Genomic DNA, 20,745 nt, shown 5'->3' with positions numbered 1-20,745 from the left:
CGACAGACCCGGTGGCCCTGCCAAGGTGAGCCGGGCGACAACCTCACCCGATGAGATCGGGCGGGCACTTCATGTGGTCCTGTTCGGATTGTCGCCCCGTGTTGCGAAACCGTTACCATCCGGCATCTTGCCGGACACGCATCAACCCGGATTAATTTGTTCAGCGATTCGACATAAATCATGGTGCGGACACCCTGGCCCGGTGCCCGCGCCGAGTCCACCCGGGACGGTCTTCGGCGAGCCGACCCCCGCGATCCCCTGTCCACCGCGACATAGGAGGCGGAGTGTCCCGCACTCGTCGTGCCCGAATACCGCTCACCGCGACCCTGCTCTCCCTCGCCGTCACCGCCACGGCCCTGCTCGGCGCACCGGCCGCGCAGGCGGCCCCGGCCGCCGCACCGGCCACCGCACGAGCCGCCGCGGCGACGGCCCTCACGCCGGCCACCGCGACCGCGCCCACGCCGGTGACGCAGGCCCTGCCCCAGGCGGCGCCCGCCGCCGACGAGCCCTTCTCGGTCCTGGTCTTCTCCAAGACGGCCGGGTTCCGCCACGACTCCATCCCCACCGGCATCGCCGCCATCCAGCAGCTCGGCGCGCAGCACGGGTTCACGGTGGACACCACCGAGGACGGCGGGGCCTTCACCGACGCGAACCTGGCGAGGTACCAGGCGGTCATCTGGCTCTCCACCACCGGCGACGTGCTCGACGGCGACCAGCAGGCGGCGTTCGAGCGCTACATCCAGGCCGGCGGCGGCTACGTGGGCGTCCACGCCGCGTCGGACACCGAGTACAGCTGGTCCTGGTACGGCGACCTGGTCGGCGCGTACTTCGCCAGCCACCCGGCCAACCAGCAGGCGACGGTCAAGGTCGAGGACCACGCCCACCCGTCGACCGCCGAGCTGCCGGCGCGGTGGTCGCGGTTCGACGAGTGGTACAACTACCAGACCAACCCGCGTCCCGACGTGCACGTGCTGGCCAGCCTCGACGAGACCAGCTACTCGCCGGGCGCGGGCGCGATGGGCGCCGATCACCCGATCGCCTGGTGCCAGGACTTCGACGGCGGCCGTTCCTGGTACACGGGCGGCGGCCACACCCGCGAGTCGTACGCGGAGCCGGAGTTCCTCACCCACCTGCTGGGTGGCATCCGGACCGCGGCCGGCGTGGCGGGCGCGGACTGCGGCGCCTCGCTGACCGCCAGCTTCGAGAAGGTCACGCTCGACAGCAACACGAGCAACCCGATGGAGCTGGACGTCGCCCCCGACGGGCGGGTCTTCTACGTCGAGCGCGACGGGCGGGTGCAGATCGTGAAGCCGGACACCGGCAACACGGTCACCGCCGTCGACCTGGACGTCTTCACCGGCAACGAGGACGGCCTCATCGGCATCCGGCTCGACCCGGACTTCGCCACGAACAACTGGGTCTACCTCTACTACGCCCCGAACGACGGCATCGCCCGCAACCTGCTGTCCCGGTTCACCGTGACCGGCGACACCATCGACCCGGCCAGCGAGAAGCAGGTCCTGCGGGTCGACACGCAGCGCAACACGTGCTGCCACGCGGGCGGGAGCATGGTCTTCGACTCGGCCGGCAACCTCTACCTGGCCACCGGGGACAACACCAACCCGTTCGAGTCGAACGCGTTCACCCCGATCGACGAGCGGCCGGGGCGCGCGGACTTCGACGCCCAGCGCACCTCCGGCAACACCAACGACCTGCGTGGCAAGGTCATCCGGATCCACCCGGAGGACGACGGGACCTACACGGTGCCGAGCGGCAACCTCTTCCCGCCCGGCACGGAGAAGACCCGGCCGGAGATCTACGCGATGGGCTTCCGCAACCCGTTCCGGATCGGCATCGACCCGGCCACGGACACGCTCTACGTCGCCGACTACGGCCCCGACGCCAGCGCCGCCAACCCGGACCGGGGGCCCGAGGGCACGGTGGAGTGGAACATCGTGGGCGCCCCCGGCAACTACGGCTGGCCGTACTGCACCGGGGCGAACTACGCCTACAACGACTACCAGTTCCCGTCCGGCCCGAGCGGCGCGAAGTTCAACTGCGCGGCGCCGGTGAACGACTCCCCCAACAACACCGGCCTCACCCAGCTGCCGCCGGCGATCCCGGCCACCGTCGACTACGACTACAGCGGCAACCCGCGCTTCCCCGAGATCGGGGGCGGTGGCGCGCCGATGGGCGGCCCGGTCTACCGGTACGACGCCGACCTGGACTCCGACCGGAAGTGGCCGGCCTACTACGACGGCAAGGCGCTCTTCGGCGAGTGGAACCAGTCGAAGATGTACACGATGCAGGTGACCGACGACGGCAAGTCGCTGGTCGACATCAACCAGATCCTCACCGGGATGACGATGCTCCGGCCGATGGACTTCGAGTTCGGTCCGGACGGCGCGCTCTACCTCATCGAGTGGGGCAGCGGCTTCGGCGGCAACAACGACAACTCCGGTGTCTACCGGATCGACTACATCGCCGGCGACCGGGCGCCGATCGCGGTGGCGAGCGGCGAGCCGACCTCCGGCCCGGCGCCGCTGACCGTGGCGTTCTCCAGCGCCGGTTCCCGTGACCCGGACGGCGGAACGCTCACGTACGCGTGGGCGTTCGGCGACGGGCAGACCTCCACCGAGGCGAACCCGACGCACACGTACGCCGAGGCCGGGACGTACACCGCGCAGCTCACCGTCACCAACCCGAAGGGGCGGACGGCGGTGGCGAACGTGCCGGTCACCGTGGGCAACACCGCCCCGACCGTGAAGATCGAGTTCCCGCCGGACGGCGGCTTCTTCGACTGGGGCGACCAGGTCCGCTACACGGTGAAGGTCACCGACCCCGAGGACGGTGAGATCGACTGCGACCGGGTCCAGCTCCAGGTGCTGCTCGGTCACGACGAGCACGCCCACCCGCTGGAGCAGCACACCGGCTGCACCGGGGTGGTCCAGACGTCGCTCGCCTCCGGGCACGGCGCCGAGGCGAACGTCTTCGCCGTCTTCGAGGCGACGTACACGGACCTCGGCGGCGCCGCGGGCGCCGGGCCGCTCACCGGCCGGGCCATCGAGCAGCTCCAGCCGAAGCGCAAGCAGGCCGAGTACTTCACGGCCACCGGTCGCGCGCCGGGCAGCACCGGCGGCGGGGACCCGGGCGTGCAGCGGGAGACCACCGGTGACACCGCCGGCGGCGGCCAGAACATCGGGTTCATCGAGGACGGCGACTGGTGGTCGCTCTCCCCGGCGGACCTCACCAACATCACGTCGATCCGCTTCCGGGCGGCGTCGGCGACCACCGGCGGCCGGATCGACGTCCGGGCCGGCGCGGTCGACGGCCCGCTCGTCGCCCAGGCCACCGTGCCCGGCACCGGGGCCTGGCAGACGTACACGGACGTGACCGCGCCGGTCACCGGCCCGGCCACGGGCACGCTCTACTTCATCGCGAAGGACCCGGGTGGCGGCGCGGGCTCGCTGCTCAACGTCAACTGGATGGACTTCGTCGGTCGGGGCGTCACCGAGAACGCGCCGCCGGTGGTCACCGCCACCGCCACCCCGACCACCGGCACCGCGCCGCTGACCGTCGCCTTCGACGGCACGGCCACCGACGCGGAGGGGGACACGCCGCTGGCGTACGCCTGGGACTTCGGTGACGGGGGCTCGGCGACCACCCTGGACGCCAGCCACACCTACACCGGCCCGGGCACCTTCACCGCCACCCTGACGGTCACCGACAGCCGGGGCGCCCGGTCGTACACGACCGTGCCGGTGCGGGTCGAGGCGCCCAACACGTCCTGCTTCGGGGCCCGCTCGGACGACTTCGGCGGCACCAGCCTCGACCGGGAGCGCTGGGCCAGCGTCGTCCGCGAGAACCAGCTCCTCACGGTCTCCGGGGGCGCGCTGCGACTGCCCACCGCGGTGGGTGACCTCTACGGCGGCCGTAACGACGCCACCAACCTGGTGCTCCAGCCGGCGCCGGCCGGCGCGTGGCAGGCGACCACCCGGGTCACCCTCCCCGTGACGGCCAACTACCAGCAGGCCGGCCTGCTGGTGTACGGCGACGACGAGAACTACGCCAAGCTGGACCTGCTCTACTCGGGCAGCCGGCGGGTGGAGTTCATCCGGGAGACCGCCGGCACGCCCCGCAACGAGGCCGCCGACAGCATCGCCGCCCCGGCCGGCGACACCCTGTACCTGCGGCTCACCAGCGACGGGACGAACCTGACGGCGGCCGTCTCGGCCGACGGGCAGTCCTTCACCCCGGTCGGCCGGGCCGCCGCGCTCGCCGGCATCAGCAACCCGCGCATCGGGCTCTTCGCACTCAACGGCGGCACCGACGCGCCGGTGGTGGAGGCGGCGTTCGACTGGTTCCAGGTCTCGCCGGACGAGCCGGCCGGGCCGGTCGACCCGTCGGACGAGTTCAGCGGTGACGCGCTGGACAAGTGCCGGTGGGACGCGATCCTGCGGGAGAACGCGACGGGCTACCGGGTGACCGGCGGCGCGCTGCGGATCGACGTGCCGAACGGCGACATCTACGGCTCCGGCAACACCGGGCCGGCGAACTTCATCCTCCAGACCGCGCCGTCCGGCGACTGGACGCTGGAGACGAAGGTCGACGGCAGCCAGCTGAACGAGCAGTACCAGCAGGCCGGCCTCATCGTGCACGCCGACGACGACAACTACCTGAAGTTCGACTACATCGTGGACAACCAGCCCGGGCAGCCGGTGACGCGGCGGATCGAGTTCCGCAGCGAGATCGGCGGGGCCGTGCAGAACCCGCAACCGGAGGCGGGGAACCTCACCGGGTCGGTGTGGTACCTGCGGCTGGCCCGCACCGGTGACACGTTCACCGCGTCGTACTCGGCGGACGGGACGACCTGGACGGCGTTGACGGCGCTGACCAACAGCGCGGTCGGGGCCACCCCGAAGGTGGGTCTGTTCACCCTCGGCGCCAACCAGACCGCCTCGAAGACCGCCGCGTTCGACTACTTCCGGCTCACCACGGCGGTGGCCGACGGGACGGCGCCGGTGACCACGGCGACCGTGTCCGGCACCCCGACCGAGGGCTGGCACACCGGCCCGGTGACCGTCACGCTGGCCGCCACCGACGAGGCGGGCGGCAGCGGGCTGGCCGGCACCGAGTACCAGCTGGACGGGGCCGCCACCTGGACCGCGTACGCCGGGCCCGTCGCGGTCAGCGGGGACGGCGAGCACGAGCTGCGGTTCCGCTCCACCGACAAGGCGGGCAACGTCGAGTCGACGAAGACCGTGACCGTGCGGATCGACGCCACGGCGCCGGTCACCACGGCCACCTTCGCCCCGGCCAACGACGAGGGCTGGCACGACGGGACGGTCCCGGTCGTGCTGGCCTCGACCGACGCCGGCTCCGGGGTGAAGGCCGTCGAGTGGTCGCTGGACGGTGGCGCGTGGACGCCGTACTCGGAGCCGGTCGCGGTGACCGGTGACGGCGAGCACGAGCTGCTGTTCCGCGCCACCGACAAGGCGGGCAACGCGGAGACGCTCAAGTCGGCGGTGCTGCGCATCGACGGCACGAAGCCGACGCTGCTGGTCTCCGGGATCGCCGACGGCCAGCTCTACGGCGACAGCCAGGACGTCCGGGTGTCCTGGCAGGCGGTGGACCCGACCTCGGGCATCGCGAGCGTGGTCGGCGAGCTGGACGGCCGGCCGTACGTGAGCGGCACCCTGCAGGCCATGTACGAACTGCCGCTCGGCCTGCACGAGCTGACCGTCACCGCGACCGACAAGGCGGGCAACGAGACCACCTCGGAGGTCCGCTTCTTCGTCACCACCTCGTTCCGGGACATGCAGAACCTGCTGGACCGGTTCAAGGCGACCGGGCGGCTCTCGGCCAACGCGCACAAGCAGCTGACCGCCAAGCTCGACGCCGCCCGCAAGGCGGAGGCGGCCGGCAACGACAACAAGGCGATCAAGCAGTTGACCGCCTTCCGGGATCTCGCCGCCAACGCCACGCTGGTGGCCGAGGCCGAGATCCGGGACGTCCTGGTCCGGGACGCCGACGCCATGATCGTCCGGCTCGGCGGCGCGGCGAGCAAGGCCGGCGTACGGGCCAACGACGGTGATCCGGTCACCGGCGCCGGTCGGCTCGGGGGCGACCCCACCCGGCTGGCACCCGGTCGCGGGCTCTGATCCGACGGCGGCCCCTCCCGGCGCTCGCTGTCGGGAGGGGCCGCCCCGATCCGCAGTGAGGAGACATCCGTGACCCGCATCTGGAAGGCGCTCGCCGCCCTGCTCACCGGGGTGGTCCTGGCCCTCCTGGCCGCGGCCCCCGCCGCGGCGCACGACGACAGGCTCAAGCTCACCGTGGCCGGCGACGGTGCGGACGGCATAACCGTGCAGGCCACGTACGCCGACGGGCACCGGCTCGACAAGCTGGTGCGGCTGGTCCTCACCGCCACCGGCCCGGACGGGCAGCGGATCGGCCCGCGGCAACTGGAACCAGCCCCCGAGGGCCAGGGCTTCTACGCCACCGGCCCGGTCCTCTCCCCCGGCCGCTGGCAGGTGACCGTCAGCGCCCCCGCACCGCACCGGGGCGAGGCCACCGCTGCGGTGCAGGCGCGCCGCGCCCAGTCGCCACCGGCCGTCGCGCCGGTCGCGGTGACCGCGCCGCAGCCCCGTGCCGCCGGCCCCGGCGCGGGGTGGTGGCCGGCCGCCCTGGGCGGCCTGCTGCTGGCCGCCGCGGCGGTGGCGGTGGCGATGCTGTCGAGCCGGCGTCGACCCGGCTGACCGTCCGGCGCGGGCGCACCTGACAACCGGGCCCGGGCCGCCGGGAGGCGGCCCGGGCCCGGTGCCGTGCGGGTCCACGGTTCACCGGGGCGAGAGCGGTGGGGACGCCGCCCGTCGGATCAGAGAACCGCGCGCAGGGCGTCCAGGTCCTCGTCGCTGGGCTGCCAGGCGCCAGCCTCGGCGTTGGCGCGCACCTGCTCCGGCGTGGTCGCACCGGCGATCACCGAGGTCACCGCCGGCTGGGCGGCCAGGCCGCCGATGGCCACCTGGAGCATGCTCAGCCCGCGCTCGTCCGCGTACCGGCCGATGGCCTCGATGGTGTCCCAGTCCGCCGCGGCGAGCCGCGCGGCGTACCGGCCGCCGCCGGCCAGGCGGCTGCCCGCCGGCGGGGCCTCGTTCCGCTTGTACTTGCCGGTCAGCAGGCCGTTGGCCAGCGGGAAGAACGGCAGCAGCCCGAGGCCGAAGCGCTCGCAGGCCGGCACCACCTCGGCCTCCACCGACCGCTCCACCAGGTTGTAGTGGTTCTGGGCGCTGATGAACCGGGCCCGGCCGTTGGACGAGGCCACCCAGTCGGCGTCGGCGATCTGCCAGCCGGCGAAGTTGGAGTTGCCCAGGTAGCGGACCTTGCCGGCGCGGACCAGGTCGTCCAGGGCGGCGAGGGTCTCGTCGATCGGGGTGCCCGGATCGGGCTCGTGCATCTGGTACAGGTCGATGTGGTCGGTGCCGAGCCGCCGCAGCGACGCCTCGACGGCGCGCGCGATGTAGCGCCGCGCCCCCCGTGCGCCGAAGTCGGGGCCGTTCAGGCCGTGCATGTCCATGCCGAACTTCGTGGCCACCACCACGTCGTCCCGGCGGCCCTTGAGGGCCTGCCCGAGCAGCTCCTCGGAGCTGCCCTGCGGCTCCCCGTAGATGTCCGCGGTGTCGAAGAAGTTGATCCCGGCGTCCAGCGCGGCGTCGACGACCGCCCGGGTGCCGTCGAGGTCGAGCTTGCGGCCGAAGTTGTTGCAGCCGATGCCGACCACGGACACCACGAGCCCGGAGTCGCCCAACCGGCGGTAGGTCATCTCAGTCACGAGATCAACCCTATGTCCGTGGCACGGGTCGCCGCCCGGGTACCCGGTACCCGACGGGTGATCCGCGGCTCAGTCGAGCACCTCGGCGCGGAGCCGCTCGGCGGCGGCCAGCGTGGCGGCCAGGTCCGCCGGGGAGCGCCCGACGCCGGCGAGCAACGCCTGCGCCCGGGACGCGAAGTCCGGCGGCGCGCCGGGCAGCCGCCCGGCCGACGCGATCATGCCCTTCTCGTTCACCAGCCACCGCCCTGCCCGGGCGTGCAGCACCTGCACGAGCACCCCGACCATCCGGAACAGGCAGCCGGCCACGTAGCCGCTGTCGCCGGCCGGCACGACCTTCGCGGCGCCGGTGAGCAGGAACCGCGCCTCCCAACCGGCCCGCACCAGGGCCTGCGCCAGCGCGGGCGGGTACGCCGCGGTCTCCTCCCTCAGCGCGGTCAGCTCGCCGGTCGGGTCCGCGAGCACCCGGCACAGCGCCCCTCACCGGCGTACGCGTGGGAGTAGAAACCGAGGGGGTGCCCGGCCTGCGCACCCACCTCGTACCGGCCGGCCCGGCAGTCCGCCCAGACCCGGCGGACCCGGTCCAGGTCGCGGTAGATCCAGTCGACGGCCACGCCACCGACGCGCAGCCAGCCGCCGCCGTCCACCCACGGCCCCCACCCCCCGGCGCGGTCAGCTCGACCGGCCCGTCGGCGATCGACGCGGCGATCCTCTCCAGCGCCGGCACGTCCAGCTCACCCCGGTAGTACAGGCCCAGGTCCCAGTCGGAGTCCGGCCGGTGCTCACCACGGGCCCGGCTGCCGCCCAACGCGACGGCCACCACGCCCGGGACGGCGGGCAGCCTCGCGGCCAGCTCCACCACGGTCATGCCACGTCCCACACCGGTTCGGGCGTCTCCACCACCTCGCCGTCGCCGCGGAACAGCACGAACCGGTCGAAGGTGCGCGTGAACCACCGGTCGTGGGTCACCGCGATCACCGTCCCCTCGAACGCGTTCAGGCCGGCCTCCAGCGCCTCGGCGCTGGCCAGGTCGAGGTTGTCGGTGGGCTCGTCGAGCAGCAGCAGCGTGGCCCCGGAGAGCTCCAGCAGCAGCACCAGGAACCGGGCCTGCTGGCCGCCGGAGAGGGTGCCGAACCGCTGGTCGCCCTGACCGGCCAGCTCGTAGCGGGACAGCGCCGCCATCGCCGCGTGGCGGTCCATCCCGGCCCGGTGCTCGTCACCGCGCCACAGGATCTCGACGAGGCTCTTCTCCATCAGCTCCGGTCGATCGTGGGTCTGCGAGAAGTGCCCCGGCCGGACCCGGGCACCGAGCCGGGCGACCCCGTCGTGCGCCACCGGCGCCAGCGCCAGACCGCCGTCGACCGGCCCGTTCGCCGGGTCCGGGTCGGTGCCGCCGCGGGCCAGCAGTCGCAGGAAGTGCGACTTGCCGGTGCCGTTCGCGCCGAGCACGGCGACCCGGTCGCCGTACCAGACCTCCAGGTCGAAGGGGTAGGTCAGGCCGTCGAGCTCCAGCTGTTCACAGATCACCGAGCGCTTGCCGGTCCGCCCGCCGGTCAGTCGCATCCGGATGTCCTGGTCCTTCGGGGGTACGGGCGGCGGCCCGGCCTCCTCGAACTTGCGCAGCCGGGTCTGCGCCGCCTGGTAGCGCGACGCCATCCCGTCGTTGTACGCGGCCTTCTGCTTGTACATCAGCACCAGCTCGCGCAGCTTCTGGTGCTCCTCGTCCCAGCGTCGGCGCAGCTCGTCGAGGCGCGCGTGCCGGGCCACCCGCGCCTCGTGCCAGCTCGCGAAGCCACCGGGGTGCACCCAGGCGCTGCCGCCCTCCACGGCGACGACCCGGTCGGCCGTACGGGCCAGCAGCTCGCGGTCGTGCGAGACGTAGAGCACCGACTTCGCCGACTCCCGCAGCCGCCCCTCCAGCCACCGCTTGCCGGGCACGTCGAGGAAGTTGTCCGGCTCGTCGAGGAGCAGCACCTCGTCCGGGCCGCGGAGCAGCAGCTCGAGCGCGAAACGTTTCTGCTGCCCACCGGAGAGGGTCCGGACCGGACGCTCCCGGGCGGTCTCCCAGGGCACGTCGAGCACGATGGTGGCGACCGTGTCGAAGAGCACCTCCGCGTCGTACCCGCCCACCTCCCCCCAGGCGGCGAGCGCGTCCGCGTACGCCAGCTGCGCCTTGGCCGCCGCGGTGCTGTACTTGCCGCGCACCTCGGCCGCCCGCATCGCCGCCTCGGTCTCGGCGAGCCGGTGGCCGGCGGCGCGCAGCGTGGGCGGGGCGAGCGAGAGCGCCAGGTCGGCGAGGGTCGACTCGTCCCCGATCATGCCGATGAACTGCCGCATCACGCCGAGGCCGCCGGTGCGGGCGATGCTTCCGGTCTTCACCGGCAGGTCGCCGGCGACCATCCGGAGCAGGGTGGTCTTGCCCGCGCCGTTCGGCCCGACCAGTGAGACCTTGGCGCCCTCACCGACCCGGAACGACACGTCGGCGAAGAGTTCCCGGCCGTCGGGCAGGATGTGCCCGACGCCTGCCACATCCACGTAACCCACGCCGGGATCCTGCCGCACCTCCCGGCCGGCGGTACATCCATTTACCGGCCGACGCGCAGCACCCGGTAGCCCTTCTGGCTGGCGTGCCGCTCGACCCGCCAGCCCTCGTCGACGAGCCAGCGGTGCAGCGAGTCGCCGCCCAGGTGACGGGCGACGACCAGCCAGGCGACGCCGTCCGGGGCGAGCCTTGGCAGCCAGCGCCGCAGCAGCTCGTGCAGCTCGTCCTTGCCGATCCGGATGGGCGGGTTGGACCAGAGCTGCGCGAAGCGGATGTCGGCCGGCACGTCGTCGGGCGCCGCGACCCGGATCCGGTCCGCCGCACCGATCCGCACGGCGTTGGCGGTGGCGAGTTCCCGGGCGCGCTCGTTCACGTCGACGGCCCAGACGGTGGCCGACGGCGCGGTGTCGGCCAGCACGCAGCTGATCGGTCCGAAGCCGCAACCGAGGTCGAGCAGCGGGCCGGTGGTGCCGGCGGTGGGCAGCTCGGCCTTGCGCAGCAGCACGGCGGTGCCCGGGTCGAGCCGATCGGCGGAGAACACCCCGCTCGCCGAGGCGAGCGTGTAGTCGCGGCCGGCGACGCTGAATTCGACCTCCCGGCCGCGGGCGGCGGTCGTGGGCTCGGCCGTGAAGTAGTGGTCCCCGGTCACGCGGCAATTCTCGCACCGGCGCGGCCCCCGGCCGGCGAGGGCCCTGTCGCGCCGGCCGGGGGTACCTGCACGACACGGCGGCACTCGTGCCGCGATTTTCCGTTATTCCCACCTAAAGGGACAATGACTCCTACTCTGGGCGACATGGTGTATCGGTACGAGTTCGATGAGGACGCTTTCGTGGATGACCCGGAGCCGGGGTCGGACCTGTCCATGCTCGGCGCCGGTCCGCCACCGCCGGCCGGGCCCTCCCCGTCCCGCTTCCCCACCCCGTCGCTGCCCCGCACGACGCGGACGGCACTGCCCGCGATCGAGAACACACCCGCGCCGGCCGCGCCGCCGCCGGCCGAGATCCCACCGCCGCCGGCGCACGTGCAGGTCCCGGCTCCACCGCCCCCGGCCCAGGTGCACGTCTCGGCGCGGCCCGCCGTGGAACCGCCCGAGCCTCCCGATCCGCCGGCGGTGCCCGCCGCCCGCGCCGAGGGCGGTGGCGGTGGGCGGCTCTGGCAGGTGCTGATCGGCGGCGCGGCGGTGCTCGTGCTGCTCGCGCTCTGCGGCCTCGGCGCGGCGGCCCTGCTCGCCGACCGCACCCCCACACCGCAGGCGACCCCGAGCTACCAGGCGGGCGCCGACCCCAGCCAGGCCCCGCAGCAGGAGGAGGAGCACCTCGACTCCCGGGACACCGACCAGGCGCCACTGACCGCGAAGGAGGTCTTCGCCGGCAAGGAGGTCGTGGTCGAGGACGGCGAGCCGGCCTACAAGGTGCTCAAGACGCAGTCCAGCGGCAGCTGCGCGGTCGCCGCGACCGACGAGGTCGCCGACCTGCTCGTCCGGCTCGGCTGCAACCAGGTGGTCCGGGGCACGCTCCGCACCCCCGACGGCGACCACCTGGTGACCACCGGCCTGTTCAACCTGACCGACCGGGCCAGCGCCGAGCGCGCCCGGGACCGGATCCGCCAGGTCCTCGACGAGCGGCAGGGACGGTTCCGCGGCATGGCGGCCGGCGAGGACACCGAGGCGATCGCGACCGCACCGGCACGGGTGGGGTGGCAGGTCCGCGGCCACTACCTGGCGTACGCCGTGGTCGTCCGCGCCGACGGCGAGACCATCAAGTCCGGCGACCCGGCGGTACGGGAGATCCTCTTCGACATGATCGAGCTGCACCTGAACCGGGGTGTGCTGGAGCGGCGCGCCGACGGCGGCACCGCCGGCCAGCCCACCCCCGGTCCGTCGGGCACCACCGGCAGCCAGGACGGCGAGAGCGAGCTGCCGGGAGACTGACCCGGCGAGCCGCAGCGGACGCGGGTGCGTGGCCATCTGGTCGCGCACCCGCAGTCGTAGCGACCCCGGCCCGCTCCGGCCGGCGACGGTCCGGGCCGGGTGTGGAGTGCTGTCAGGCCTCGGCGGGCACCCGCAGGCGGCGGGTGAGGTCCGCCCGGCGGGCGTACTCGGCCGGGTCCTCCGGGTAGCCGACGGCGACCAGGGTCAGCCCGTGTGCCGGCGCGACGGTCACCTCTCCCGACCGCTCGCGGCGGCGGAGCAGACCGGCCGGCCACTCGGCCGGCCGCCGGCCGTCGCCCACCACGAGCATGGCACCCACCAGGCTGCGGACCATCGCCTGGCAGAAGGCGTCCGCCTGCACGGTGGCGACCAGCAGGCCGTCCGGCTCGCGCCGCCAGTCCAGCCGGGTCACCTCGCGCAGCGTGGTGGCGTTCTCCTTGCGCCGGCAGTACGCCGCGAAGTCGTGCTCGCCCACCAGCCCGGCCGCGGCGGCGTTGAGCGCATCGAGGTCGAGCGGCCGCTGCCAGGCCAGGGTCATGTGGCGGCGCAGCGGCTCGGCGCCGTACGGGGCGTCGGTCACCCGGTACTCGTACCGCCGGAAGGTCGCCGAGAACCGCGCGTCGAACGCGGCCGGCACCTCGGTGATCGCACGCACCCGCACGTCGCCGGGGAGCAGCCGGGCGAGCCGGCGCAACAGGGTCGCCTGCCGCTCCCGCCAGAGCGGTGCCGGGAGGTCGACGTGGCAGACCTGCCCGGTGGCGTGCACGCCGGCGTCGGTGCGGCCGGCGACCGTCAGCCCCGTCGCGGTGCCCGCCCCGAGCAGGAGGTCGAGCGCCTCACCGAGAACACCGGCGACCGTACGCCGGTCCGGCTGGACGGCCCAGCCGGAGAAGTCCGTCCCGTCGTACGCCACGTCCAGCCGGAGCCGGATGCGCTCGTCCACCACGTACCTCCCGTTACGGGTCGGGCCCGACACCCCGCAGGGTGTCGGGCCCGACCAAAGCCTGTGATCAGGCCTTGTTCTCGTTGTTCTCCTCGGTCGCGAGGTCGCTGTCCTCGCGCGCCTCGGCGGTGTCGCCGGACGCCGAGACCGGCGGCTCGGAGTCCTGGTCGGCCGACTCGGTCCGCGGAGTCTCCTCCTCGGGCGCGAGCGCCTCGACCTTGTCCTGCTGGGCGGCCTTGCGGGCGGCGGTCTTCTTGTTCGCCTTCGGCTCGGCGACCTGCAGCTCCTCGACCAGCTCGATGATCGCCATCGGCGCGGCGTCGCCCTTGCGCGGACCGGTCTTCACGATCCGGGTGTAGCCGCCGTTGCGGTTGGCGTACCGCGGCGCGATCTGGTCGAACAGGGCGTAGACCACGTCCTTGTCCTTGACGACGGCGAGCACCCGACGCCGGGAGGCCAGGTCACCGCGCTTCGCCTTGGTGATCAGCTGCTCCGCGAGCGGGCGCAGCCGCCGAGCCTTGGTCTCGGTGGTCTGGATCTTGCCGTGCTGGAACAGCGACGTGGCCAGGTTGGCCAGCATCAGCCGCTCGTGCGCCGGGCTGCCGCCGAGGCGGGGACCCTTGGTGGGCGTGGGCATTCTCGGTGCTCCTCAGAAGTGGCGGCAGCGCGGTCTAGAGCTGCTCGGTCTCGCGGTAGTCGTCGGTGTCGTAGTCGGCCTCGCCGAAGGCGTCCACGACGTGCGCCGGGTCGAAGTTCGGGGCGGAGTCCTTCAGCCCCAGACCCATCCCGGCGAGCTTCATCTTGACCTCGTCGATCGACTTCTGACCGAAGTTGCGGATGTCGAGGAGGTCGGCCTCGGTACGCCCGATGAGCTCACCAACGGTGTTGATGCCCTCGCGCTTGAGGCAGTTGTAGGAGCGGACGGTCAGGTCCAGCTCCTCGATCGGCAGAGCCAGGTCGGCCGCCAGCTGGGCGTCCTGCGGCGACGGGCCGATGTCGATGCCCTCGGCGGTCTCGTCCAGCTCGCGGGCGAGGCCGAAGAGCTCCACCAGCGTCGACCCGGCGGAGGCCAGCGCGGTACGCGGGCCCATCGACGGCTTGGTCTCGACGTCGATGATCAGCCGGTCGAAGTCGGTCCGCTGCTCGACACGGGTCGCCTCGACGCGGTAGGTGACCTTGAGCACCGGCGAGTAGATCGAGTCGACCGGGATCCGGCCGATCTCGGCGCCGGCCTGCTTGTTCTGCGCCGCCGTGACGTAGCCGCGGCCACGCTCGACGGTCAGCTCCATGTCGAGCCGGCCCTTGCCGTTGAGGGTCGCGAGCTTCAGGTCCGGGTTGTGCACCGAGACGCCGGCCGGCGGCTGGATGTCACCGGCGGTGACGTCGCCCGGGCCCTGCTTGCGCAGGTACATGCTGACCGGCTCGTCGTGCTCGGAGCTGACGCAGAGCTCCTTGATGTTCATGACGAGCTCGACCACGTCCTCCTTGACCCCGGGGATCGTGGTGAACTCGTGCAGCACACCGTCGATCTTGATCGAGGTCACGGCCGCACCCGGGATCGACGACAACAGCGTGCGCCGCAGGGAGTTGCCGAGGGTGTAGCCGAAGCCCGGCTCCAGCGGCTCGATGGTGAACCGGGACCGGGTCTCGTTGATCGACTCTTCGGAGAGGGTCGGTCGCTGGCTGATGAGCAATGTCTTCTCTTCTCTTCCGGGGCGCCCGCCATATGACGCCCACGACACAAACTGTTCCGGTGGCCCGCCCGGAACGGGCGGGCCACCGCAACGAGCCCTTACTTGGAGTAGAGCTCGACGATCAGCTGCTCCTGGACCTGGGTGTCGATCACCTGGCGGCTCGGGAGCGAGTGCACGAGGATCTTCATCTGGCTCGGGATGGCCTCCAGCCACGCCGGAACCGACCGCGAACCGGCCTGAGCCTGCGCCACCAGGAACGGGGTGAGCTGCTTGCTCTTGGCCCGGACCTCGATGATGTCGTGCTCCTTGACGCGGTACGACGGGATGTCGACCTTCTTGCCGTTCACGGTGAAGTGACCGTGCTTGACCAGCTGACGGGCCATGTCCCGGGAACCGGCGTAGCCGGCCCGGTAGACCACGTTGTCCAGCCGCGACTCGAGGATCTGCAGGAGGACCTCACCGGTCTTGGCCTGCTTGGCCACGGCCTCCTCGTAGTAGCCGCGGAACTGCTTCTCCAGCACGCCGTAGACGCGGCGGGCCTTCTGCTTCTCGCGGAGCTGGAGCAGGTACTCCGTCTCCTTCGTGCGGCCGCGGCCGTGCTGCCCGGGCGGGAACGGCCGGGACTCGAACGGGCACTTCGGACCATCGCACTTGCTGCCCTTGAGGAACAGCTTCATCTTCTCCCGCCGGCAACGGCGGCAGTCAGCACCGGTGTAACGAGCCATCTCTCTCTACCTCTCAGACCCGGCGACGCTTCGGCGGACGGCACCCGTTGTGCGGCTGCGGCGTGACGTCGGAGATCTGACCGACCTCCAGGCCCACGGCCTGCAGCGAACGGATGGCGGTCTCCCGGCCGGAGCCGGGGCCCTTGACGAAGACGTCGACCTTGCGCATGCCGTGCTCCATCGCCCGGCGCGCGGCCGCCTCGGCGGCGAGCTGCGCGGCGAACGGGGTCGACTTGCGGGAGCCCTTGAAGCCCACCTGGCCCGCGGAGGCCCAGGAGATGACCGCACCGGTCGGGTCCGTGATGGACACGATGGTGTTGTTGAAGGTGCTCTTGATGTGCGCCTGCCCGTGGGCGACGTTCTTGCGTTCCTTGCGCCGGACCTTCTTGACAGCGGCTCCGGCACGAGCCTTCGGTGGCATAAGTCTTGTGCGCTCCTGTGTCGGTTCTCGATCGGGTGCCGGTCCCCCGGGTCTGGACCCGGGTCAGGTCCCCGCCTCTGCTCGGCGGCGACGGACCGGACCTCCGTGGGGAACTACTTCTTGCCGGGCTTCTTCTTGCCGGCGACGGTCCGCTTCGGGCCCTTGCGGGTGCGGGCGTTGGTACGCGTCCGCTGGCCACGCACGGGCAGGCCCCGGCGGTGCCGGATACCGGCGTAGCAGCCGATCTCGACCTTGCGGCGGATGTCCGCGGCGACCTCGCGGCGCAGGTCGCCTTCAACCTTGTAGTTGGCCTCGATGTGGTCCCGGAGCTGCACGAGCTCCTCGTCCGTGAGGTCCCGGGCGCGCTTGTCCGGCGAGATGCCGGTGGCGGCGAGCGTCTCCAGAGCGCGGGTGCGACCCACGCCGAAGATGTAGGTGAGCGCGATCTCCATCCGCTTCTCGCGGGGGAGGTCGACGCCGACTAGACGTGCCATGTGCGGGCGTGCTCCTCGTGATGTTGGCGGAGGTCTGGCCCGCCCCACCCCGCTCCGGCCCTCTCCTGCCTCCGGCGCGATCCGCGCCGACGACCGGGAGACGGCCGCTGCCCGAGCGGGCCCCGGCCTCCGACCGGGGGTCGGCCACGAGGGAGTACGTCTGGTGCGTACCGCTCGCGGCTGGGACGAGCATGTGTGGTTTGTGTGTTGTCCGGATCTGCGGCCCGGGACCGGTCCTCACCGACCGCTGTCGCGGACGGCGAAGAGGCTCAGCCCTGGCGCTGCTTGTGGCGCGGGTCGCTGCAAATGACCATGACCCGGCCGTGCCGGCGGATCACCCGGCACTTGTTGCAGATCCTCTTGACGCTCGGCTTGACCTTCACGGTTGCCTTACTTCCCATCAGGCCCGGTGACGCGCAAGGCGCGACCTCGGACGTCGAAGACGGACACGGGGACGTCCCGGCCGTCGTCAGGCTTACTTGTAGCGGTAGACGATGCGCCCGCGGGTCAGGTCGTACGGCGAGAGTTCGACGACGACCCGGTCCTCCGGCAGGATGCGGATGTAGTGCTGCCGCATCTTGCCGCTGATGTGAGCCAGCACCTTGTGGCCGTTCGCGAGCTCCACGCGGAACATGGCGTTCGGCAGGGGCTCGATGACCCGACCTTCGATCTCGATGGCTCCGTCTTTTTTCGGCATGTCCTCCGCTGTCCTGACGTCGGTTGCTCCGGACGGCCCACAACGTCTTACACGGGTCGACTGATCGAGATCAGGTGGCCCGCGCCAGCCGCGGCTCCCGCACCCACCGAAGCGCGGGTGGGCATGCAGGAGTGGACGCTGTGCGCCGATCTGAAAGTGTACGCCCGCCCACGCGTCGCCGCCAAACCGACCACCAGCGGATTCCGCGTACGGATGAAAGCCGGCCGCTCGTCGGCGGCCCGCCAGGCCCACGAGCCCCCTGAGTCGGGGCGCTCCACGTGCGCCTATCGGCACCCGGGCGCCCGGCTGGCAGGCCGCCGGCCCGACGCGGCCGGGCCCGCCTCGGGGCCGTGACGGACGGTGCCGGTGGTGCGCAACGGGCCGGGCTCAGGAGGCCGGTGTGTCGGCGGGCTGGCGGCTCGTCACCAGGTCGCCGAGGCGGGCCCGCCCGCCGTCCTCCGCGGTCAGCACCCACACCCCGTCGGGCAGGAGCGCCATCGAGTGCTCGACGTGCGCGGCCATCGACCCGTCCCGGGTCACGACCGTCCACCCGTCGGCCAGCTCGACCGTGCGGGGCGAACCCATGGTGATCATCGGCTCGATCGCCAGGGCCATCCCCGGCACCAGACGGGGGCCCTTGCCCGGGCGGCCGTGGTTGAGCACGTGCGGGTCCTGGTGCATCTCCGTGCCGATGCCGTGCCCGCCGTAGCCGTCGACGATGCCGTAGCGGCCGCCACGGCGGACGGCGTCCTCCACCGCGTGGGAGATGTCGGTGAGCCGGCCCCGACCGCTGGCCGCCCCCCGGGCCGCCGCGGCGATCCCGGCCCACATCGCGTCCTCGGCCACCGCCGCCATCTTCAGCAGCGCCGGGTCGACGTCGCCGACCCCGACCGTGATCGCCGCGTCCCCGTGCCACCCGTCGAGGACCGCACCGCAGTCGATCGAGATCAGGTCGCCGTCGCGGAGCACCTGCGTGGGCGCCGGGATCGCGTGCACCACCTGCTCGTTGACGGACGAGCAGATCGAGGCCGGATAGCCGTGGTAGCCCTTGAACGAGGGCACGGCGCCCGCCTCACGGATCGTCGACTCGGCGATGGCGTCCAGGTCCGCCGTGCTGACCCCCGGAGCCACCGCGGCCCGCATCCGGCGCAGCGCCTCGGCGACCACCAGACCGGCGGCACGCATCTTCTCGATCTGCTCGGGGGTCTTCAGCTGGATGTCCAGCTGGGGACGACGCATGGAGCGGTTACCTTTCGTTGCCGACACACACAGCGGGGCACGCTGGGCGTACCCCGCTGTGGCGCACTCTATCCGCCGGAAGCCGGCGGGTTGTCAGCCGCCGTACGACCGCAGGGCGTCGATGGCGCGGACCGTGACGTCCTCCACCGGGCCCGTGGCGTCGATGCCGACGAGCTTGCCCTGGGCGCCGTAGTAGTCGACCAGCGGCGCGGTCTTCTCGGCGTACTCCCGCAGCCGGGTGGCGATGGTCTCCGGCTTGTCGTCGTCGCGCTGGAACAGCTCGGCGCCGCACCGGTCGCAGATGCCCTCGCGGCTCGGCGCGTCGAACTCGACGTGCCAGATCTTGCCGCAGCCGCGGCAGGTCCGCCGGCCGGAGAGCCGGCGGATCACCTCGTCGTCGTCGACGACCAGCTCCAGCACCACGTCCAGCGCGGTGCCCAGGTCGGCGAGGAGCTTGTCCAGGGCGGCGGCCTGCGGAGTGGTGCGCGGGAAGCCGTCGAGGAGGAAGCCCTCGCTGGCGTCCGGCTCGGCGAGCCGATCCCGCACCATGTTGATGGTGACCTCGTCCGGCACCAGCTCACCGGCGTCCATGTAGCGCTTCGCCTCGATGCCGAGCGGAGTGCCCTGGGACACGTTCGACCGGAAGATGTCACCGGTCGAGATCTTCGGCACCGCGAGGTGCGCGGCGATGAACTCGGCCTGCGTGCCCTTGCCCGCCCCCGGCGGGCCAACCAAGACGAGTCTCATCTACCGCAGGAACCCTTCGTAGTTCCGCTGCATCAGTTGGCTCTCGATCTGCTTCACGGTCTCCAGACCGACGCCCACCATGATCAGCACAGCGGTGCCACCGAACGGGAAGTTCTGGTACTGCTGGTTGTCGAGCCAGATGAAGAAGAAGTTCGGCAGGATCGAGATGATGCCCAGGTAGAGGGCGCCCGGCAGGGTGATCCGGCTGAGGATGAAGTCCAGGTAGTCGGCCGTCGGCTTGCCGGGACGGATGCCCGGCACGAACCCGCCGTACTTCTTCATGTTGTCCGCGACCTCGGTCGGGTTGAACGTGATCGAGACGTAGAAGTACGTGAAGAAGATGATCAGCAGGAAGTAGACCGAGATGTAGATCGGGCTGTCGGGCGCCACCAGGTTGTTCTGGATCCACGCCTGGGTCTTGCCCGGGTTCGTCTGGTCGAAGAACTGCAGCGCCAGCTGCGGCAGGTAGAGCAGCGACGAGCCGAAGATGACCGGGATGACACCCGCCTGGTTGACCTTTAGCGGGATGTAGGTCGAGGTGCCGCCGTACATCCGCCGGCCGATCATGCGCTTGGCGTACTGCACCGGGATCCGGCGCTGCGCCTGCTCGATGAAGGTGACGGCGGTGATGACGACCAGGACCAGGGCGATCACCAGGAAGAACTTCCACCAGCCCTGGCTGTTCTTGATCGACCAGCCCTCACCGGGGAGGCGGGCGGCGATCGAGGTGAAGATCAGCACGGACATGCCGTTGCCGACGCCGCGGTCGGTGATCAGCTCACCGAGCCACATGACCACACCGGTGCCGGCGGTCATCGTCATCACCAGGATGGACAGCGTCAGCCAGTCGGGAATGCCGGTGCCCTCGGGGATGATCGGGAACTGGTCGCAGCGGTTCTGGAACAGCTGGCCCGAGCGGGCGAGCGCCACGAACGCCGAGGCCTGGAGGACACCGAGACCGAGGGTCAGGTAGCGGGTGTACTGAGTGATCTTCGCCTGGCCGGCCTGACCCTCCTTGCGGAGCTGCTCGAGCCGCGGGATCACCACGGTCAGCAGCTGCAGGATGATCGACGCGGTGATGTAGGGCATGATGCCCAGCGCGAAGACCGAGAGCTGCAGCAGCGCCCCACCCGAGAACAGGTTGAGCAGGTTCAGCACGCCGGTCGTGTCGCCCTGGAGGGTGTCGAGGCACTTCTGGACGTTGCCGTACGAGACACCTGGGCTGGGCAGCGTGGCGCCGAGCCGGTAGATCGCGATGATGCCGACTGTGAACAGCAGCTTCTTGCGCAGGTCAGGCGTACGGAACGCACTGAGAAAGGCGGACAGCAACTTCTTCCTCCTGCGCGAGGCGGGCCGCCGGTTGTCCCTGGCGGGTCGGGGTGGGTGCCGGGCGAGTGCCCGATATCCATGGCTGGGAAGGGACTCTAACAGTCCGATCCCCGTCCGGGCAGGTGTGCCCGGCTACATAAACCGCTTCCGATGTTA

At 71.9% G+C, this 20,745-nt stretch carries 19 protein-coding genes and 1 pseudogene; 3 read left to right on the top strand and 17 right to left on the bottom strand.

Features of this window, described 5'->3' with window-relative positions; genetic code table 11:
- The first annotated feature begins 284 nt into the window (after window positions 1-284).
- Together SM573_RS09350 and SM573_RS09345 are read left to right on the top strand one after the other, a co-directional pair.
- Window positions 285-6,161: a ThuA domain-containing protein gene (locus SM573_RS09350; RefSeq protein ID WP_474611046.1), complete on the top strand. Its 5,877-nt coding sequence runs from the start codon at window positions 285-287 to the stop codon at window positions 6,159-6,161.
- Between the two features lie 69 nt (window positions 6,162-6,230).
- Window positions 6,231-6,758: a hypothetical protein gene (locus SM573_RS09345; RefSeq protein WP_474615904.1), complete on the top strand. Its 528-nt coding sequence runs from the start codon at window positions 6,231-6,233 to the stop codon at window positions 6,756-6,758.
- A 119-nt stretch (window positions 6,759-6,877) separates the two neighbouring features.
- Here the strand turns inward: SM573_RS09345 and SM573_RS09340 are convergent, their stop codons facing one another.
- The 6 genes and pseudogenes from SM573_RS09340 to SM573_RS09315 form a co-directional block, all read right to left on the bottom strand.
- Window positions 6,878-7,822 carry an aldo/keto reductase gene (locus SM573_RS09340; RefSeq protein ID WP_474616054.1) on the bottom strand — a complete coding sequence of 315 codons (945 nt, stop codon included), beginning with the start codon at window positions 7,820-7,822 and terminating at the stop codon, window positions 6,878-6,880.
- A 78-nt stretch (window positions 7,823-7,900) separates the two neighbouring features.
- Window positions 7,901-8,293, bottom strand: coding sequence for a hypothetical protein (locus SM573_RS09335; protein WP_474615903.1), 393 nt, complete (start codon window positions 8,291-8,293; stop codon window positions 7,901-7,903).
- Window positions 8,266-8,475: a hypothetical protein gene (locus tag SM573_RS09330; protein WP_474615902.1), complete on the bottom strand. Its 210-nt coding sequence runs from the start codon at window positions 8,473-8,475 to the stop codon at window positions 8,266-8,268. Before SM573_RS09330 ends, SM573_RS09335 begins: the two co-directional genes overlap by 28 nt.
- A 125-nt stretch (window positions 8,476-8,600) precedes the next feature.
- Window positions 8,601-8,696: pseudogene (locus SM573_RS09325) on the bottom strand (DNA polymerase subunit beta); the annotation flags it as partial.
- The gene (locus SM573_RS09320) at window positions 8,693-10,372 is read right to left on the bottom strand and encodes an ABC-F family ATP-binding cassette domain-containing protein (RefSeq protein ID WP_474611049.1); all 1,680 of its coding nucleotides are present in this window, start codon (window positions 10,370-10,372) and stop codon (window positions 8,693-8,695) included. The gene SM573_RS09320 and the pseudogene SM573_RS09325, both read right to left, overlap by 4 nt.
- Window positions 10,373-10,413: 41 nt before the next feature.
- Window positions 10,414-11,019, bottom strand: coding sequence for a class I SAM-dependent methyltransferase (locus SM573_RS09315; protein ID WP_474611050.1), 606 nt, complete (start codon window positions 11,017-11,019; stop codon window positions 10,414-10,416).
- Between the two features lie 144 nt (window positions 11,020-11,163).
- On the opposite strand from SM573_RS09315, the gene SM573_RS09310 reads away from it, so the two are divergent.
- Window positions 11,164-12,300, top strand: coding sequence for a hypothetical protein (locus SM573_RS09310; RefSeq protein WP_474615901.1), 1,137 nt, complete (start codon window positions 11,164-11,166; stop codon window positions 12,298-12,300).
- A gap of 112 nt (window positions 12,301-12,412) precedes the next feature.
- Here SM573_RS09310 and truA read toward each other — a convergent pair whose 3' ends face one another.
- The 11 genes from truA to secY all read right to left on the bottom strand — a co-directional run bounded on the left by truA (window position 12,413) and on the right by secY (window position 20,589).
- The gene (gene truA / locus SM573_RS09305) at window positions 12,413-13,243 is read right to left on the bottom strand and encodes a tRNA pseudouridine(38-40) synthase TruA (RefSeq protein WP_474615900.1); all 831 of its coding nucleotides are present in this window, start codon (window positions 13,241-13,243) and stop codon (window positions 12,413-12,415) included.
- A gap of 67 nt (window positions 13,244-13,310) precedes the next feature.
- Window positions 13,311-13,880 carry a 50S ribosomal protein L17 gene (rplQ, locus tag SM573_RS09300; RefSeq protein WP_474611053.1) on the bottom strand — a complete coding sequence of 190 codons (570 nt, stop codon included), beginning with the start codon at window positions 13,878-13,880 and terminating at the stop codon, window positions 13,311-13,313.
- 34 nt (window positions 13,881-13,914) lie between these two features.
- On the bottom strand, window positions 13,915-14,937 hold the full coding sequence (locus SM573_RS09295) for a DNA-directed RNA polymerase subunit alpha (RefSeq protein WP_111134433.1): 1,023 nt from the start codon (window positions 14,935-14,937) through the stop codon (window positions 13,915-13,917).
- A gap of 98 nt (window positions 14,938-15,035) precedes the next feature.
- Window positions 15,036-15,662: a 30S ribosomal protein S4 gene (gene rpsD, locus SM573_RS09290; RefSeq protein WP_474611054.1), complete on the bottom strand. Its 627-nt coding sequence runs from the start codon at window positions 15,660-15,662 to the stop codon at window positions 15,036-15,038.
- A 13-nt stretch (window positions 15,663-15,675) separates the two neighbouring features.
- Window positions 15,676-16,083 (bottom strand): 30S ribosomal protein S11, encoded by a 408-nt coding sequence (gene rpsK / locus SM573_RS09285; protein ID WP_007073011.1) that lies wholly within the window; start codon window positions 16,081-16,083, stop codon window positions 15,676-15,678.
- Window positions 16,084-16,196: 113 nt separating this feature from the next.
- On the bottom strand, window positions 16,197-16,577 hold the full coding sequence (rpsM, locus tag SM573_RS09280; RefSeq protein WP_007073012.1) for a 30S ribosomal protein S13: 381 nt from the start codon (window positions 16,575-16,577) through the stop codon (window positions 16,197-16,199).
- 269 nt (window positions 16,578-16,846) lie between these two features.
- Window positions 16,847-16,960 (bottom strand): 50S ribosomal protein L36, encoded by a 114-nt coding sequence (gene rpmJ, locus SM573_RS09275; RefSeq protein WP_043965539.1) that lies wholly within the window; start codon window positions 16,958-16,960, stop codon window positions 16,847-16,849.
- 92 nt (window positions 16,961-17,052) lie between these two features.
- Window positions 17,053-17,274 carry a translation initiation factor IF-1 gene (infA, locus tag SM573_RS09270; RefSeq protein WP_007073013.1) on the bottom strand — a complete coding sequence of 74 codons (222 nt, stop codon included), beginning with the start codon at window positions 17,272-17,274 and terminating at the stop codon, window positions 17,053-17,055.
- 387 nt (window positions 17,275-17,661) lie between these two features.
- Window positions 17,662-18,513 (bottom strand): type I methionyl aminopeptidase, encoded by an 852-nt coding sequence (gene map / locus SM573_RS09265; RefSeq protein WP_474611055.1) that lies wholly within the window; start codon window positions 18,511-18,513, stop codon window positions 17,662-17,664.
- Window positions 18,514-18,606: 93 nt separating this feature from the next.
- Window positions 18,607-19,260 (bottom strand): adenylate kinase, encoded by a 654-nt coding sequence (locus tag SM573_RS09260; protein ID WP_474611056.1) that lies wholly within the window; start codon window positions 19,258-19,260, stop codon window positions 18,607-18,609.
- Window positions 19,261-20,589, bottom strand: coding sequence for a preprotein translocase subunit SecY (secY, locus tag SM573_RS09255; RefSeq protein ID WP_474611057.1), 1,329 nt, complete (start codon window positions 20,587-20,589; stop codon window positions 19,261-19,263).
- Window positions 20,590-20,745 lie beyond the last annotated feature (156 nt).

Source organism: Micromonospora xinjiangensis (assembly GCF_056150165.1).
This window is presented reverse-complemented; position numbering and strand designations above follow the sequence as displayed.

Excerpts from the sequence above, each read along its gene's own strand:
- rpsM (WP_007073012.1), bottom strand. The coding sequence starts at position 16,577 with ATGGCACGTCTAGTCGGCGTCGACCTCCCCCGCGAGAAGCGGATGGAG.
- rplQ (WP_474611053.1), bottom strand. The coding sequence starts at position 13,880 with ATGCCCACGCCCACCAAGGGTCCCCGCCTCGGCGGCAGCCCGGCGCAC.
- rpsD (WP_474611054.1), bottom strand. The coding sequence starts at position 15,662 with ATGGCTCGTTACACCGGTGCTGACTGCCGCCGTTGCCGGCGGGAGAAG.
- map (WP_474611055.1), bottom strand. The coding sequence starts at position 18,513 with ATGCGTCGTCCCCAGCTGGACATCCAGCTGAAGACCCCCGAGCAGATC.
- SM573_RS09340 (WP_474616054.1), bottom strand. The coding sequence starts at position 7,822 with ATGACCTACCGCCGGTTGGGCGACTCCGGGCTCGTGGTGTCCGTGGTC.
- SM573_RS09310 (WP_474615901.1), top strand. The coding sequence starts at position 11,164 with ATGGTGTATCGGTACGAGTTCGATGAGGACGCTTTCGTGGATGACCCG.
- SM573_RS09260 (WP_474611056.1), bottom strand. The coding sequence starts at position 19,260 with ATGAGACTCGTCTTGGTTGGCCCGCCGGGGGCGGGCAAGGGCACGCAG.
- rpsK (WP_007073011.1), bottom strand. The coding sequence starts at position 16,083 with ATGCCACCGAAGGCTCGTGCCGGAGCCGCTGTCAAGAAGGTCCGGCGC.
- infA (WP_007073013.1), bottom strand. The coding sequence starts at position 17,274 with ATGCCGAAAAAAGACGGAGCCATCGAGATCGAAGGTCGGGTCATCGAG.